General features: G+C 72.3%; 13 protein-coding genes. 2 read left to right on the top strand and 11 right to left on the bottom strand.

Going from position 1 to position 16017, the window contains the following annotated elements:
• Window positions 1-16: 16 nt before the first annotated feature.
• Both ACZ4Z3_RS30275 and ACZ4Z3_RS30270 read right to left on the bottom strand, forming a co-directional pair.
• A complete protein-coding gene (locus ACZ4Z3_RS30275; protein ID WP_468504001.1) occupies window positions 17-1285 on the bottom strand; it encodes an ATP-binding protein in 1269 nt (422 codons plus the stop codon).
• Between the two features lie 107 nt (window positions 1286-1392).
• Complete coding sequence (locus tag ACZ4Z3_RS30270; RefSeq protein WP_468504000.1) at window positions 1393-2070, bottom strand: response regulator transcription factor; 678 nt, start codon at window positions 2068-2070, stop codon at window positions 1393-1395.
• A gap of 577 nt (window positions 2071-2647) precedes the next feature.
• Between ACZ4Z3_RS30270 and ACZ4Z3_RS30265 the strand changes: the two genes are divergently transcribed.
• On the top strand, window positions 2648-4153 hold the full coding sequence (locus ACZ4Z3_RS30265) for a peptide MFS transporter (protein WP_468503999.1): 1506 nt from the start codon (window positions 2648-2650) through the stop codon (window positions 4151-4153).
• A gap of 93 nt (window positions 4154-4246) precedes the next feature.
• Here ACZ4Z3_RS30265 and ACZ4Z3_RS30260 read toward each other — a convergent pair whose 3' ends face one another.
• The 5 genes from ACZ4Z3_RS30260 to ACZ4Z3_RS30240 form a co-directional block, all read right to left on the bottom strand.
• A complete protein-coding gene (locus ACZ4Z3_RS30260) occupies window positions 4247-5662 on the bottom strand; it encodes a hypothetical protein (RefSeq protein ID WP_468504048.1) in 1416 nt (471 codons plus the stop codon).
• A 38-nt stretch (window positions 5663-5700) separates the two neighbouring features.
• Complete coding sequence (locus ACZ4Z3_RS30255) at window positions 5701-6831, bottom strand: hypothetical protein (RefSeq protein WP_468503998.1); 1131 nt, start codon at window positions 6829-6831, stop codon at window positions 5701-5703.
• Between the two features lie 28 nt (window positions 6832-6859).
• Window positions 6860-7591 carry an LPXTG cell wall anchor domain-containing protein gene (locus ACZ4Z3_RS30250; RefSeq protein WP_468503997.1) on the bottom strand — a complete coding sequence of 244 codons (732 nt, stop codon included), beginning with the start codon at window positions 7589-7591 and terminating at the stop codon, window positions 6860-6862.
• Between the two features lie 296 nt (window positions 7592-7887).
• Window positions 7888-8403 carry an ATP-binding protein gene (locus tag ACZ4Z3_RS30245; protein ID WP_055516920.1) on the bottom strand — a complete coding sequence of 172 codons (516 nt, stop codon included), beginning with the start codon at window positions 8401-8403 and terminating at the stop codon, window positions 7888-7890.
• A 314-nt stretch (window positions 8404-8717) separates the two neighbouring features.
• Window positions 8718-9086: an STAS domain-containing protein gene (locus tag ACZ4Z3_RS30240; protein WP_055540172.1), complete on the bottom strand. Its 369-nt coding sequence runs from the start codon at window positions 9084-9086 to the stop codon at window positions 8718-8720.
• Window positions 9087-9334: 248 nt separating this feature from the next.
• On the opposite strand from ACZ4Z3_RS30240, the gene ACZ4Z3_RS30235 reads away from it, so the two are divergent.
• The gene (locus tag ACZ4Z3_RS30235) at window positions 9335-10237 is read left to right on the top strand and encodes an RNA polymerase sigma factor SigF (protein ID WP_468504047.1); all 903 of its coding nucleotides are present in this window, start codon (window positions 9335-9337) and stop codon (window positions 10235-10237) included.
• 95 nt (window positions 10238-10332) lie between these two features.
• On the opposite strand, the gene hutI is transcribed toward ACZ4Z3_RS30235, so the two are convergent.
• From hutI to hutU, 4 genes are read right to left on the bottom strand one after another with little or no spacing between them, the layout of a single operon-like run.
• The gene (gene hutI, locus ACZ4Z3_RS30230) at window positions 10333-11619 is read right to left on the bottom strand and encodes an imidazolonepropionase (RefSeq protein WP_468503996.1); all 1287 of its coding nucleotides are present in this window, start codon (window positions 11617-11619) and stop codon (window positions 10333-10335) included.
• Window positions 11616-12971, bottom strand: coding sequence for a formimidoylglutamate deiminase (locus tag ACZ4Z3_RS30225; protein ID WP_468503995.1), 1356 nt, complete (start codon window positions 12969-12971; stop codon window positions 11616-11618). The genes hutI and ACZ4Z3_RS30225 overlap by 4 nt, the downstream gene beginning before the upstream one ends.
• Complete coding sequence (locus ACZ4Z3_RS30220) at window positions 12968-14278, bottom strand: allantoate amidohydrolase (protein ID WP_468503994.1); 1311 nt, start codon at window positions 14276-14278, stop codon at window positions 12968-12970. The genes ACZ4Z3_RS30225 and ACZ4Z3_RS30220 overlap by 4 nt, the downstream gene beginning before the upstream one ends.
• The gene (gene hutU / locus ACZ4Z3_RS30215) at window positions 14275-15963 is read right to left on the bottom strand and encodes a urocanate hydratase (RefSeq protein WP_468503993.1); all 1689 of its coding nucleotides are present in this window, start codon (window positions 15961-15963) and stop codon (window positions 14275-14277) included. The genes ACZ4Z3_RS30220 and hutU overlap by 4 nt, the downstream gene beginning before the upstream one ends.
• Window positions 15964-16017 lie beyond the last annotated feature (54 nt).

Raw genomic sequence — 16017 nt, 5'->3', positions numbered from 1 at the left:
CCCGCCCTCTGCCGCCCTACCGCACGGGCCGGTCGTCGCCGGACGGGGTCCTCACCGGGGTCCGGGACAGGAAGAGGCCGAACACCGGGGGCTGCGCCTGGAGCATCTCCAGACGTCCGCCGTCCGCCTCCGCGAGGTCGCGTGCGACGGCCAGCCCGATCCCCGTGGAGTTCCGTCCGCTGATCGCCCGCTCGAAGATCCGCGCCCCGAGGTCGGCGGGGACGCCGGGCCCTTCGTCGGTGACCTCGATGACCGCCTGGTTGCCGGTGACACGGGTGCGCAGCGCCACCGTGCCGCCACCGTGCATCAGCGAGTTCTCGATCAGTGCGGCCAGCACCTGCGCGACCGCCCCCGGCGTGCCCACGGCCTGGAGGTGCCGTTTGCCGGAGCTGACGATGGCGCGGCCGACGCTGCGGTAGGCGGGCCGCCACTCCTCCAGCTGCTGCTTGATGACCTCGTCCAGCTCGAACGCGACGGCGGAGCCGTTGCGCGGGTCGCGGGAGTTCGTCAGGAGCCGCTCCACGACGTCCGTCAGCCGCTCGACCTGGGCGAGCGCGATGTGCGCCTCCTCCTTCACCGTGGCCGGGTCGTCGGTGAGCGTGATCTCCTCCAGCCGCATCGACAGCGCGGTCAGCGGCGTGCGCAGCTGGTGGGACGCGTCCGCGGCGAGGCGCCGCTCGGCGGTCAGCATGCGGCCGATGCGCTCGGCGGAGGCGTCGAGCACGTCCGCGACCCGGTCGAGCTCCGGGACGCCGTACCGCTTGTGCCGGGGGCGGGGGTCGCCGGAGCCGAGGCGTTCGGCGGTCTCGGCGAGGTCGGTGAGCGGGGAGGCGAGGCGATTGGCCTGCCGTACGGCGAGGAGGACCGCGGCGACGACGGCGAGCAGGGCGACCGCCGCGATGATCAGCAGCGTCCGGCCGACCTCGCGGCTGACCGCCGAGCGGGACTCCTCGACGGTGACGACCTCGTCCTTCTCGCCCTTGGCCTCGTGGCGGATGACGTCGCCTACGGGCTTCGCGCCGATCTCGATCGTGCGCTGGCCGGGGATCTGGATGCGCGCGTAGCGGTCGTCGCCGACCTGGTCCTCCAGGACCTCGGCGGTGATCCGCTCGTCCCCGATGATCCGGCTGTCCACGATGCTGGTCAGCTGGACCGCCTCGGACTCCACGCGTTCCTGGGCGCTGTTGCTGATCGTCCGCGTCTCGACGATGACGAGGGAGACGCCGAAGACCGCGATGACCACGAGGACCACGGCGAGGGTGGACTGGATGAGACGGCGACGCACGGCTGCCCTCCGGGCGGGCGGGTGTTCTGGGACCTTCGATTGTGCGGCACCCGGTTGGAGGTCCGGGCGGCGCCCGGACCCCGGGCGTCAGGCGGCCGCCCGGGTCCTCAGTTCTTCTCGAACCGGAAGCCGACGCCCCGCACGGTCGCGATGTACCGGGGGTTCGCCGCGTCGTCGCCCAGCTTCTTGCGCAGCCAGGAGATGTGCATGTCGAGGGTCTTGGTGGAGGACCACCACGTGGTGTCCCACACCTCGCGCATCAGCTGGTCACGCGTGACGACCCGCCCCGCGTCCCGCACCAGCACCCGCAGCAGGTCGAACTCCTTCGCGGTGAGCTGGAGCTCCTCGTCGCCCATCCACGCCCGGTGGGACTCGACGTCGATCCGGACGCCGTGCGTGGCGGGCGGCTGCTGCGGCTCGGCCGCGCCGCGCCGCAGCAGCGCCCGTACGCGGGCGAGCAGCTCGGCGAGCCGGAACGGCTTGGTGACGTAGTCGTCGGCGCCCGCGTCGAGGCCGACGACGGTGTCCACCTCGTCGGCGCGCGCGGTCAGGATCAGGATCGGCACGGTGAGGCCCTCGGCGCGCAGTCGGCGGGCCACCTCCAGACCGTCCATGCCGGGCAGCCCCAGGTCGAGGACGACCAGGTCGACGCCACCCTGCATTCCGGCGTCCAGCGCGGTGGGGCCGTCCTCGCGGACCTCCACCTCGTACCCCTCCCGGCGCAGTGCGCGGGCCAGCGGCTCCGAGATGGACGCGTCGTCCTCGGCGAGCAGTACACGGGTCATGCGCTGATGGTAGTCCGCCGAGAACCGCAGGTGGAGGGTGATCGGCAAGGCTGATTCACACCTTTGTCCGGCGGAATTCTCACCCCTGACGGCCATGATCGAATAGGTCGGGCATTCCGCCCCCGTCCGGTGAAGATCCAGCCGCGGCCGTCGAGGGTCCATGGAGATCGGGGACGGTCCGTGCGGATTTCCGCGACGGCTTCGCCTCTCGGAATGGGCACCCCGCACTACGGGGAGGCAATTCCCGGACACGCCTTCGAATGCGCGAGCACTATCGCATTCTTACCTGTGATCCGTCTCTCAATCACTTCCATTCCCTTGTCTACTCTGGCGTATGGTGATGGAACGCCTGTAGCGACACGTGGGGACCTTTGGCGGCATATATGCGCTGAAGGTCTCTTTTGTGCGCGGAGCCGGATTCTCCGGCCCCGCGGGAATGACCTGTGGCCGGCCCCCGCGCCGACGGAATCCCCTGCCGTCGACGCGCGTAGAGGACGTGGATCCCCGGTGGTGCCGGCCGCCCCTCCGACCGGGCGCCGCGCACCCTGTGCGGCGTCCCGAAGCGCAAGGAACGACCATGGCGTCCAGCCTGACGAAGGACTCGGCCGACCGGGGGACCCCCGGCGACGAGCGCACCTTCTTCGGCCACCCCCGAGGACTGGCCACTCTCTTCATGACCGAGATGTGGGAGAGGTTCTCCTACTACGGCATGAAGGCCCTTCTGCCGCTCTACCTGGTCGCGCCGAACGGCCTCGACCTGGGCGCGGCGGCGACGATCACCATCACCGCGGTGTACGGGTCGATGGTGTACCTGCTCACCCTCCCCGGCGGGTGGATCGCGGACCGCTTCCTCGGCCCGCGCAGAACGGTCGCCGTCGCGGGCGTCGTCATCATGCTCGGCCATCTGACCCTGGCCCTGCCGTCGGCCGGCGTCTTCTACCTGGGCCTCGCCCTCGTCGCCATCGGCTCGGGCCTGCTGAAGGCCAACATCTCGACCATGGTCGGCCACCTCTACGACGGCCCGACCGACCCGCGCCGCGACGGCGGCTTCACCGTCTTCTACATCGGCATCAACGCGGGTGCCTTCGCGGCGCCGCTGGCCATCGGCACGGTCGGCGAGAAGGTGGGCTGGCACCTCGGCTTCGGCATGGCCGCGGTCGGCATGGCGCTGGGCCTCGCGCAGTTCCTGCTGGGCAGCCGCCATCTGAGCGAGCGCAGCGACATCGTCCCCACGCCGATGCCCGCCGCCGAGAAGTCGGCCGTCCTGCGCAAGGCTCTGCTGTGGCTGGCCGTCCCGGTCGTCTTCTACGGCGTTGTCGGCCTCTCCGGTCACTACACGGTCAACTGGGCGGTGATCCCGGTCACCCTCATCGGTCTGATCGTCCCGATCTGGGTGATCGCCCGGATCAAGCGGGACCGCGACCTGGACGCCGCCGAGCAGTCGAAGATGTCGGCGTTCGTCTGGTTCTTCGTGGCCGCCGCCATCTTCTGGATGATCTACGACCAGGGCGCCTCGACGCTGGCGGTCTTCGCCAGCCAGTCCGCCGACAACAGCGTGCTCGGCTGGGAGTTCCCCGTCTCCTGGTACCAGTCCCTGAACCCGCTGATGATCATGGCGGCGGCGCCCGTCTTCGCCTGGCTGTGGGTGTGGCTGAACCGGCGGGGCAAGGAGCCGAGCACCATCGTCAAGTTCTCGGCGGCGCTGCTGCTGGTCGGTGCGTCGTTCTTCCTCTTCATGGCGCCGCTGGCGATCGCCGGGGACGGAGAGAAGGCCGCCGCGCTGTGGATCGCCGGCATCTACTTCGTGCAGACGCTCGGTGAGCTGACGCTCTCCCCGGTGGGCCTGTCCGTCACGACGAAGATGGCACCGGTGAAGTACGCCTCCCAGATGATGGGCGTCTGGTTCCTCGCGGTCAGCGCGGGCGACTCCGTCACCGCGCTGCTGTCCAACGAGGCCGTCGGCGGCGTCAACCTCGACCGGGCGGGCTTCGTCGCCGTCGAGGCCACCCTGGCCGCGCTCGCCGGTCTCGCGCTGTACATGTACCGCAACAAGGTCAAGCGGCTCATGGGCGACGTGCGCTGAGCCCGCCGCCCCGGCTTTCGCGCAGGGCCGCCGCACCTCGGGGTGCGGCGGCCCTGCGGGCTTCTCCGGACGTACCCGCCGCGGGCGGGGGGCTCAGCGCAGATACCGGCGCGGCATGAAGGTGAGGACCGCGCCGCCGAGCAGTGCCACCGTGCCGGCGACGAGGCCCAGCGCCTTGAGCGTGCCCTGACCGCCGCCCGCGCCCGTGTCCGCGAGTCCGCCGCCGGTGGCGCCTCCGGAGGCCGTGCCCGAGCCGGAGGCCGTGCCGCCGCCCACGGAACCGGGGGACGAGGAACCGCCCGCGGCGCCGCCCGGCTGCTCCTCGGTGTCGAGGGTGAGCGAGACCAGCGACTCGGCGGGGGTGCACGTGGTGGTCGTCCCCAGCGCCTTGATCGTCAGCACGCCGGGGGCCAGCGTGGACTCACCGCTCGCGCCCGGCTTGTAGGTGCCGGTGAGGTCGGGGATCTCCATGGGGTCGCCCGCCTTGATCGGCTCGGCGTTCGTCGGTCCCTCGACCCGGACCGAGCCCTTGTCGGCCCCGCCGAGGACGATCTCCATGGCGGGCTTCACCGAGTCCGCGGGGATGTCGGCGGGGCTGTCCATCACCGACTTCTTGAACCGCACGGTGAGGTCGAAGCTCCCGCCGTCCTTCGTGGCGTCGATCTGCACCGGCGAGACCACGCTCCGGTTGCCGATGGGCGTCACGCAGTCGTACGGCACCCGGACCTCCTTGCCGGGGAAGTCGGTCTGCCCGCCACCGCCACCGGTCGTTCCGCCGCCGCTCGCGCCGCCGCTTGTCGTGCCTCCGGAAGACGTGCCCCCGGAGGTGGTGCCCGAGGTCGTCGTACCGCCCGCGGTGGTGCCCGAGGTCGTCGTACCGCCGGTCGTCCCGCCCGCCGTCGTGCCGCCCGCGGTGGTGCCGCCCGACGACGCACCTCCGCTCGTGCCGGTGGTGCCGGTCGTGCCGCTGCCGCCCGTGGTGCCGCTCGTACCGCCCGAAGTACCGCCGCCGCCCGTGACGTCGATGGTCGCCCCGGCGGCCACCGGTACGGTCGGCGCGCACGTGGTCTGGGTCGAGAAGACGTCGATGGCGTACCCGCCGGGGGTCAGGGTCACCGCGCCGGGCGCCGTCAGTTTCAGGGTGCCCTTCATCGTGGAGAGGACCATGGCGGCGCCCTTGGGGATGGCGGGGTTCTCGCGCGGGCCCTTCATGGCGATGTCGGCGGTCTGCGCCCCAGCGGCCTTGAGCGTGCCGCTCGGCTGGACGGTGTTGGCGGGCAGGTCGATGAGGTCGGGGTTCTTGGACGCGGCCTGGACGAACTTCCACACCACCTCGACCTCGTCGCCGACCTTCGCCGACTTCGGGGCGGTGATCTCCACCTTGGTCGTGCCCTCGACGGGCGGCAGTCCGGAGATCGGCGGCGGCACGCACTTCGTCGCGTACGACACCTCGCCCGCGTACGCCGGCACGGCCGCCGCCCCCAGCAGGGCACCGGCCCCGCCGAGCATCAGGGCGACCCCGAGTGCACTGGCTCTTCGCTTCGCTCTCACGCGCTTCCCTCTCTGGTCGGAGTCGTGGGGCTGTCTTCCCTCGGTGCGGAGAGCGCCCCGGCCGCCGTGGCCCCCGGATCGGTGTCGGGGGTGAACCACGGCAGGGCCGGGGTCGTACGCGACGTGGTGCGGGCCCCGGACGGTGACGGGCGGGATCCGGCGTGCGCGCCCGTCGAGGCGCCCCACCGGGGGAGCCGGCGAATGAGTCCGGGGAGCGGTGGCCTGCGGCGGGACCGTCGGCCGGAGGCGGTGCGGCGCGGCCGGAACCGGTCCACCACCGCCAGTCCGACGCGGAACAGCGCGGCCGGGACGACGAGGCAGAGCAGGAGCCAGAAGAGGGTGACGCCCCAGGGGCGGCCCACCTCCCAGGGGTGTTCGGCGAGGACCTTGCCGCCGTAGGTGAGCGAGACCGTGTAGTCGCCGTGCGCCCCGGCGGCGAGTTCCACGGGCAGGGAGACGCGCGCCTTGCGGCCCGGCTCGATGGTGCCGCGCCACTGGTGGTCCTCCCACCGCGGCGCGTACACCCCGTGCGAGGTGCCGACCTGGAAGACGGGGTTCTCGACCGGGGAGGCGCCCACATTGCCGACGGTGAGGACGAGTTCGCGGGTGGCCGGGGCCCCGAACCAGGTCAGCAGCCCGCTCGTACCCCTCAACTCCGTGTCGGTCAGGACGGAGAGGCGTCCGCCGGTGGCCTCAGGGGGCAGCGGCTCGACCGAGTGCCCGGCGACCTGGAAGGCCGCGAAGGCCTCCGCCTTCTTCCCGGTGATGGTGGCGACGCGCACCACGCACGGGCACGGCACCGGCGGCTCCGCCACCGGCACCCTCCGGCTGAAGTCGCCCTCGGCGTCGGCCGTCACGGCCCGGCCGTCGGCGTTGGCGCAGGAGTCGGTGCCGCCCGAAACACCCCGCGACGGCGTCGACCGACCGCAGATCAGAATCATCAGCAGCGCCCTCGACCGCCAGCCGCTGCCGGTGACGGTGAGGGAACCGCCCGTCCCCGCCTGCGACTTGGACAGCGTCACGGCCGGCCCGTCCGCCGCCACGGCCGGGCCGGCCCCGCCGCCGAACGGCACGGCGACGAGCGCGAACGCCAGCGCGAGCACGACCGCCGCCACCGCTGCGGGCATCCGCGCACTCCTCACGTCACCGCTCCCGTCAGCGGCGTGCGGCCTGATTCCTGCGCGTCAACCACAGCGCCCCCGCGGCGCCCGCGAGCAGCACCGTGCCGCCGAGCGTGCCGAGGGCGACCGCCGAGTCCAGGGGGCCGGTCTGCGGCAGTTCCCCGCCCGACCCGCCGGCGCCGTTCGTCCCCCCGGAGGCCGACCCGCCGGAGCCGCCGGAGCCTCCCCCGCCCGCCGCGGTGACGTCCAGCGTCAGCGACGGCCCCGGATCGTTGCCCGGGGTGCAGGTGGTGACCGTCCCGAGGGCCTTGATGGTGAGCACTCCGGCGGTGAAGTCGACCTTGCCGGTCTTCTTCGGGGTGTACGTCCCGCTCAGGTCATTGATCTTGATGGGGGTGTTGGCCGGAACGGCCTCCTGGTTGGCCGGTCCCGCCACGGTGAGCGTTCCGCTCTCGGCGCCGCTCAGCTTGATCGTGGCGCTCGGGCTCATCGCGCCCTTGCCCAGCTCCACCGGGCTGGACGAGACGCCCTTCTGCCACGACATGGTGATCCGGTAGCCGTCGCCCCGCTTCACGCCCTTGATGTCGATGGGCGAGACCGCGGACTTGTCCCCGATCGGCGTCTTGCAGTTGTACGTGACCTCCACGACCTCGGCATGGGCCACCGGAGCGGCCATCAGCACCGCCGAGCCGGCCAGGGCCACGAGGGACGTGAGCGCGGCGGTTCGTTTCTGGTACGTCCGGTACGACACCTCGGCACCCCACATTCTGACGGAACATCAGATCGGCCGCTCAAGGTACGCCGGGGGCCTTGAGGAGGGAAGACACACGCAAGTGTCGGATGCGTGTCGATGCGTCGGGGCGGCGCTCCGGACTCAGTCGGGGCGCGCGGAGCCGCTGCCGGACTCAGTCGGGGGACGCGGAGCCGCTGGTGGGGTCAGGCCGCGGCGCTCTGCGCCACCGACGGGGGCAGGTCGCGGCGCTCTGCGCCACCGCCGGGGTCAGGTCGCGGCGCGGCTCCACCGCCGGGGTCAGGTCGCGGCGCGCTGCGCCACCGCCGGGCTCAGGCCGGGGCGCCCAGTTCCGCCCACACCGTCTTGCCGGAGGCACCCGGCGTCCGCACGACCCCCCAGTCGAGGCACAGGCGCTGCACGATGAACATGCCGTGCCCTCCGGGCCGTCCCGCCCGGTGCGGTGTGCGCGGCGCCGGATTCCCGGCTCCCCGGTCGGCCACCTCGATGCGCAGCACCTTGTTGTCGCAGCTGATCCACAGCTCGGCGGGCCCCCCGGCGTGCAGGCAGGCGTTCGTGACCAGCTCGGACACCACCAGCAGCACGTCCTCGGCCGCGGCCCGCTGGTCCGCGGTGGCGGCGGGCAGCCATCCCCACTCGTACAGCGCCTGGCGGGTGAAGTCACGGGCGAGCGGGACCACACCGCTCTCGCCGTCGAAGCTCAGCCGGCGGGACCGGCGACCGGCGGCCGTCGCCGCGGGCCGGTCCTCTCCGGGCGCCCCGGAAGCGCCGCCGACACCCGGTTCCGGGCCGCGGTCGCCCGGCGAGACAGGCCGGGTGGTGCTCATCAGCGCTTCACCTCACCGATTCACCAGTTCACGTATCAGGACTCAAGAGTGCGGGAACGGAGCCCGCCGCACGTGCTTTTTCCTGCTGTCATCCGTTGTGCCATCCGTCTTTACGTCGTGGCCGTCGAGCCGTCGGCCGCGCTTGCGACCCGTTCAGGATGTCTCCTGCCCGAGCGAACCGTCAGAACACCCACGTTTTCGGCACGAAACCTGTGACGCCAGTAACCCATCGGTCACTGTGTGACACCGGGCAGGCCCCCGCGGGCGGCCGGCCGACCGCGAGGCGGTCCGCCGAGGCACCCAGGGGGAATCCCCTAGGCGGACAGGGCCGCCTCGACGGTGTCGTGGACGGTGAAGACGGCCTCGGCGCCGGTGATCTCGAAGACCCGGGCGACCGCCGGCAGCATCCCCGCCAGATGGACCCCGCCGCCCGCGGCCTCCGCCCGGAGGCGGACGCCCAGCAGGACGTTGAGTCCGGTGGAGTCACAGAACTCCAGTTGTGTGCAGTCCACCACAAGGCGGGCGAACCCCTTGTCGAGGCACCCTTCGAGCGGCTCGCGCAACAGATCGGCGGTGTGGTGATCTAGCTCACCCGCCGGGGTCACGACGGCGCTGGCGCCCTCTTCCCGCACCTCGACCCGTAGCCGGCCCGACTGTGCGCTGCCGACCGTCCCACGGTCCATGCCGTCATCTCTCCCGACCGTCGTGGCTGCTGACTCGCCCTCGAACACTACGCCTTCTCCACACTCCCCGACACCCGAACAATCACCCGCAAATGGACATTTCGCCACAGTAGGCACTTGCGACGGTGTCCCGGAACCGGGTAGGCCTAGTAGTGACACCAATCAACACGGCCGGCTTCGGAGGCGCCGCACACCGCAGTGCACGGATTGGCATCGGCGGCCATATGCCGAGAACGATGGAGGACATCATGTCACCCCGGCTCGACGAATCGCATACCCAGAGGGCGACGTCGACACCCTCTCTGGAAGACGGTCTCGACGACATCGCCCACCCATCGGGCGACTCGCTCGCGGACCTTCCGGAGATCCCCCCGTACGACGAGGTGGGGCCGGTGGACGCACGGGCCCTGTCCAAGACCCTCTTCGAGCGCCTCGAAGCGCTCGAGGAAGGCACGCACGAGTATTCGTACGTCCGCAACACCCTGGTGGAGCTGAACCTCGCGCTCGTGAAGTTCGCCGCCTCCCGGTTCCGCTCGCGCAGCGAACCCATGGAGGACATCATCCAGGTCGGGACGATCGGCCTGATCAAGGCCATCGACCGCTTCGAGCTGAGCCGAGGCGTCGAGTTCCCCACCTTCGCGATGCCGACGATCGTCGGCGAGATCAAGCGTTTCTTCCGTGACACGAGCTGGTCCGTGCGGGTCCCGCGCAGGCTCCAGGAGCTCCGCCTCGACCTGGCCAAGGCCGGTGACGAGCTCGCCCAGAAGCTCGATCGCGCTCCGACAGTGGGAGAGTTGGCGGAGCGCCTGGGTCTCACGAACGACGAGGTCGTCGAGGGCATGGCCGCGTCGAACGCGTACACGGCCTCGTCGCTGGACGCCCAGCCCGAGGAGGACGACTCCGAGGGCGCGCTGGCCGACCGCATCGGCTACGAGGACCACGGGCTGGAGGGCATCGAGTACGTCGAGTCCCTGAAGCCGCTGATCGCCGGGCTGGCACCGCGCGACCGACAGATCCTTTCCCTCCGGTTCGTCGCCAACATGACGCAGTCCGAGATCGGCGACGAGCTGGGCATCTCGCAGATGCACGTGTCCCGGCTGCTGTCCCGCACGCTGGTCCGCCTGCGCAAGGGGCTGACCCTCGACGAGTAGCACGCGTCGGCCCCGACCAAACATTTCGGCCGGGTGCGGCAGGAGCCATGTTCCTCCCGCGCCCGGCCGAACTGTGTCCGGCCCCGGCCGCCCGCTCAGACCTCGCGTACGCCCCTGCGCCACACGCCCGTGACCAGGGGGACGCCCGGCCGGTAGGCGAGGTGGACATGGCTGGGGGCGTCCAGCAGGACCAGGTCGGCGTACGCGCCCGGAGCGAGGCGGCCGATGTCGTCCCGGCGCAGCGCCCGCGCTCCCCCTGCCGTGGCCGACCAGACCGCCTCGTCCGGCGTCATCCGCATGTCCCGCACGGCGAGCGCGACGCAGAACGGCACGGACGAGGTGAAGGACGAGCCCGGGTTGCAGTCGGTCGACAGGGCGACGGTGACGCCCGCGTCGAGCAGACGGCGGGCGTCCGGCCACTCGGCGCGGGTGGAGAACTCGGCACCGGGCAGCAGGGTGGCGACCGTACGGCTGTGGGCGAGGGCGTCCACGTCGGCGTCGGTCAGATGGGTGCAGTGGTCGGCGCTCGCCGCGTCCAGTTCCACGGCGAGCTGCACGCCGGGGCCGTGGGAGAGCTGGTTGGCGTGGATACGCGGGTGCAGCCCCCTCGCCTTGCCGGCGGTGAGGATCGCGCGGGCCTGGTCGCCGTCGAAGGCGCCCTTCTCGCAGAAGACGTCGATCCAACGGGCGTACGGGGCGCAGGCGTCGAGCATCTCGCCGGTGACGAGGTCCACGTACGCGGCGGGGTCCTCGGTGTGGTCCGGGGACACGATGTGCGCGCCGAGGTAGGTCACCTCGTCGGTGTGCCGGGCGGCGATGCGCAGGGCCCGCGCCTCGTCCTCGACGGTCAGGCCGTAGCCCGACTTCGTCTCGAAGGTGGTCGTGCCCTGGCGGAGGGCCTCGCGCAGGTAGCGGGTGAGGTTCGCCTCCAGTTCCTCGTCGGTGGCGGCGCGGGTGGCGGCGACGGTGGTGCGGATGCCGCCCGCGCTGTAGGCCCTGCCGGACATCCGGGCGTTGAACTCGGCGGTCCGGTCGCCCGCGAAGACGAGGTGGGAGTGGGAGTCCACGAAGCCGGGGAGCACCGCCCGGCCACCGGCGTCGACCCGATTGTCAGTGGCGGGTGCTTTGCTTCGTTCACCGGTCCACGCGACGCGTTGACCGTCGATGACGAGTGCCGCGTCCCGGATCAGGCCGAGAGGGGATCCGTCGCCGAGAGAGGGGTCGTTGGTGACCAGGGCAGCGATGTTGGTGATGAGCGTGCTGGCGGTGCTCGCGGAGTGGGCGGGACTGTCGGTCGTCGGGCTGCTCATGGCGTCCTTGGTGGCCTTCTCGGCGGTCGGGTCGGGTGCGGGCTCTGCTTCGGGTGCGCGGGCGGGCCTCATCCGCGCAGGGCTGCGACGGCCTCGGCGAGCGCCTTCGGCACATCCGGTACGAGGGCGTGCGCCCCGTCCCGGACGACGTGCCGACCGCCCACGACCGTGTGCGACACGTCTGCTGCCGACGCGGCGAATACAGCCGTCTCCGCGCCCAGCCGTGGAAGCGGGCCTGCCGTCCTGACGGAGTCGAGGGCGATCGTCGTGAAGTCGGCGAGCGCTCCGGGCTCCAGGGTGCCCGCCTCGTCCCAGCCGAGCGCCGCGTGACCGTCGGCCGAGGCCGCCCGCAGGAGGGCCGCCGCCGTCCAGTGACCTCGGGTACGGCTGCGGAGCCGTTCGTTCAGCTCCATCGCGCGTGCCTCTTCGAACAGGTCGATGACGGCGTGGCTGTCGGAGCCGAGGGAGAGCGGGGAGCCGGCCCGTTGGAGGGCGACGGCCGGTCCGATGCCGTCGGCGAGGTCGCGTTCGGTGGTGGGGCACATACAGGTGCCGGTGCCGCTGCCGCCGATCAGCGCGATGTCGGTGTCGGTGAGGTGGGTGTTGTGGACGCCGGTGGTGCGGGGCCCCAGGACCCCGTGGTCGGCGAGGAGTTGGGCGGGGGTGCGGCCGTGCGCCTGCCGGCAGGCGTCGTTCTCGGCCGTCTGCTCCGACAGGTGGACGTGCAGCGGGGCCCGCCGCTCCTCGGCCCAGCGGGCAACGGTCGCCAGTTGTCCGGCGGGCACGGCCCGTACGGAGTGGACGGCCGCCCCGATCCGCGCGTGATCCCGTTCCTTGAGAACAGAACAGCGTTCGGCCCAGGCGTCCGCGGTGCCGTCGGAGAAGCGGAGCTGGTGCCGGTCGGGTGCCTGGCCGAAGCCGGAGGAGAGATAGGCGGTGTCGAGGAGGGTGATCCGGATGCCGGCTTCGGCGGCGGCCGCGATCAGGGCCTCGCCCATGGCGTTCGGGTCGGCGTAGGCGGTGCCGCCGGGTGCGTGGTGGACGTAGTGGAACTCGCCGACGGCGGTGATGCCGGCGAGCGCCATCTCGGCGTACACGGCCCGGGCGAGCGCGTGGTAGCTGTCGGGCGTCAGCCGGTGCGCCACCTGGTACATGACCTCGCGCCAGGTCCAGAAGGTGCCCGAGCCGACCTGGACGGTGGCGCGCAGGGCCCGGTGGAAGGCGTGGCTGTGGGCGTTGGCCAGTCCGGGGAGGGTGAGCCCCCGGAGGGGCTCGGCGCCGGGGGGCGGGGTGGGGGTGCCGGTGTGGACGGCGGTGACGCGGCCGGCCCGGGGGCTGCCCGGCCCGGCCACGGTCAGGGTCACACCCGGCTCGACGTCGCTGCCGAGCCAGGCGTGTTCGAGCCAGTAGGTCGTCTCCGTCACCTGCGGGCCAGCCCTTCCAGTACGTCGGCGAGCGCGGTCACCCCGGCCAGGCAGTCGTCCTCGGCGGCGTGTTCGGCCGGGGAGTGCGAGACGCCCGTGGGGTTGCGTACGAACAGCATGGCGGTCGGGACGTGTCCGGAGAGGATCCCGGCGTCGTGTCCGGCGCCGGTCCCGAGCACCGGCACCTTCAGCTCGGCGGCGCCCCGGCCGAGGATGCGGGCGAGTTCGTCGCGCAGGGCGTGCTCGAACTCGACGACCGGGGTGAAGGACTCGCGGACGACGTCCAGTTCGACCCCGTGGAGCCGGGCGTGGTCGCGGGCCGCCTCCTCGATCGCGCCGACGACCGTGTCCAGCGTCTCCTGGTCCTCGGCGCGGGAGTCGAGCCAGCCGCGGACGAGGGAGGGGATGGCGTTCACCCCGTTGGGCTCGACGGAGATCTTGCCGAAGGTGGCGACCGCGCCGGCGAGCCGGGCCTCGCGGCGGGCGGCGAGCACGGTCTCCGCGTACGACAGCATGGGGTCGCGGCGGTCGACGAGCCGGGTGGTGCCCGCGTGGTTGGCCTCGCCCCGGAAGTCGAAGCGCCACCGTCCGTGCGGCCAGATGGCGCTGGCGATCCCGACGGCGTCGCCGGACAGGTCCAGTGCCCGTCCCTGTTCGACGTGCAGTTCGACGAACGCGCCGATCCGGGCGAGCCGTTCGGGGTCCGCGCCGATGCCCTCCGGGTCGTACCCGGCAGCCTCCATCGCCTGCGGCAGGGTCACCCCGTCGCCGTCGGTCAGCCGGTGCGCCTGTTCGACGGTCAGCTGCCCGGAGCTGAGCCGGGAGCCCACACAGGCGAGGCCGAAGCGCGCGCCCTCCTCGTCGCCGAAGTTCACGATCCCGATCGGCTTGTCGAACCGGGCGCCCCGGGCGCGGAGTTCGTCGAGCGCGGCGAAGGAGGACACGACGCCGAGGGGGCCGTCGAAGGCCCCGCCGTCGGGTACGGAGTCGAGGTGGGACCCGGTGACGACGGCGTCGCCCTGCCGGGGGTCGCCCAGCCAGGCCCACTGGTTGCCGTTCCGGTCGACCTCGTGGGTCAGCCCCCGGTCGCGGGCCTGCTCCTCGAACCAGGCCCGGCACTCGGCGTCCGCGCCGGTCCAGGCGAACCGCCGGTATCCACCGGAGTCGGGGTGCCGCCCGATGGGGAGCAGATCGCGCCACATCTCGTGGAAGGAGGCGCCGCCGGGCCCGGCCGGGCCCGTGGACGCCGGTGAGGCGGCGGCTCCCGCCGGGGAGCCGCCGTCGCGGCCGCCGTGGCTCGGGGTCACGCGTCCTCACCCTCGCCGTGCGCGGCTTCGGCGCCCTCGCGCATCGGCACCCGCACGCCCCGCTCGTCGGCGACCGACTCGGCGATGTCGTAGCCGGCGTCGACGTGGCGGATGACGCCCATGCCGGGGTCGTTGGTGAGGACGCGGCGGATCTTCTCGCCGCCCAGCTTGGTGCCGTCGGCGACCGTGACCTGGCCGGCGTGGATCGAACGGCCCATGCCGACGCCGCCGCCGTGGTGGAGGGAGACCCACGAGGCGCCGGAGGCGACGTTGACCATGGCGTTGAGCAGCGGCCAGTCGGCGATCGCGTCCGAGCCGTCGAGCATGGCCTCGGTCTCGCGGTAGGGGGAGGCGACGGAGCCGCAGTCGAGGTGGTCGCGGCCGATGGCCAGCGGGGCGGCCAGTTCACCGCTCGCGACCATGTCGTTGAAGCGCTCGCCGGCCTTGTCGCGCTCGCCGTAGCCGAGCCAGCAGATGCGGGCGGGCAGGCCCTGGAAGTGGACGCGCTCGCCGGCCATCCGGATCCAGCGGTGCAGGGACTCGTTCTCGGGGAAGAGGTCGAGGATCGCCTTGTCGGTCCTGGCGATGTCGGCGGGGTCGCCGGACAGGGCGGCCCAGCGGAAGGGGCCCTTGCCCTCGCAGAACAGGGGGCGGATGTAGGCGGGGACGAAGCCGGGGAAGGCGAAGGCGCGGTCGTACCCGGCGAGCTGGGCCTCGCCGCGGATGGAGTTGCCGTAGTCGAAGACCTCGGCGCCGGCGTCCTGGAAGCCGACCATGGCCTCGACGTGCCGGGCCATGGACTCGCGGGCGCGGGTGGTGAAGCCGGCCGGGTCCTTGGCGGCGTAGGAGGCCATGTCGTCGAAGTCGACGCCGACGGGGAGGTACGACAGCGGGTCGTGGGCCGAGGTCTGGTCCGTGACGATGTCGATGGGGGCGCCCATGGCGAGGAGCTGCGGGACGAGGTCGGCCGCGTTGCCGAGGACGCCGATGGACAGCGGGCGGCGGGCGTCACGGGCCTCGGTGGCAAGCCGCAGGGCGTGGTCGAGGCTGTCGGCCTTCACGTCGAGGTAGCGGTGTTCGATACGGCGCTCGATCGCGCGGGGGTCGCAGTCGACGCAGAGCGCGACGCCGTCGTTCATGGTGACGGCGAGCGGCTGGGCGCCGCCCATGCCGCCGAGGCCGGCGGTGAGGGTGATCGTCCCGGCGAGGGTGCCGCCGAACTTCTTGGCGGCGACGGCCGCGAAGGTCTCGTAGGTGCCCTGGAGGATGCCCTGGGTGCCGATGTAGATCCAGGAGCCGGCGGTCATCTGGCCGTACATGGTCAGGCCGAGCTGTTCCAGTCGGCGGAACTCCTCCCAGTTCGCCCAGTCGCCGACGAGGTTGGAGTTGGCGATGAGGACGCGCGGGGCCCACTCGTGGGTCTGCATGACGCCGACGGGGCGGCCGGACTGGACGAGCATCGTCTCGTCCTGCTTGAGAGTCCGCAGGGTGCGGACCATGGCGTCGAAGGAGCGCCAGTCGCGGGCGGCCTTGCCCGTGCCGCCGTAGACGACGAGCTTGTCGGGGTGCTCGGCCACCTCGGGGTCCAGGTTGTTCTGCAGCATGCGGAGGGCGGCTTCCTGCTGCCAGCCCAGGGTGCTCAGTTCCGTACCGCGCGGGGCTCGAACAGGGCGGGGTCCTGACACGGGTCTGCCTCCTCGATTTACAGCAACTATTCACATCCTCGCTCGATGAATAGA

The organism is Streptomyces sp. NPDC030296, from assembly GCF_055572815.1.
Note: the sequence above shows the minus strand (reverse complement) of the source record. Positions and strands in the feature narration are given on the sequence as shown.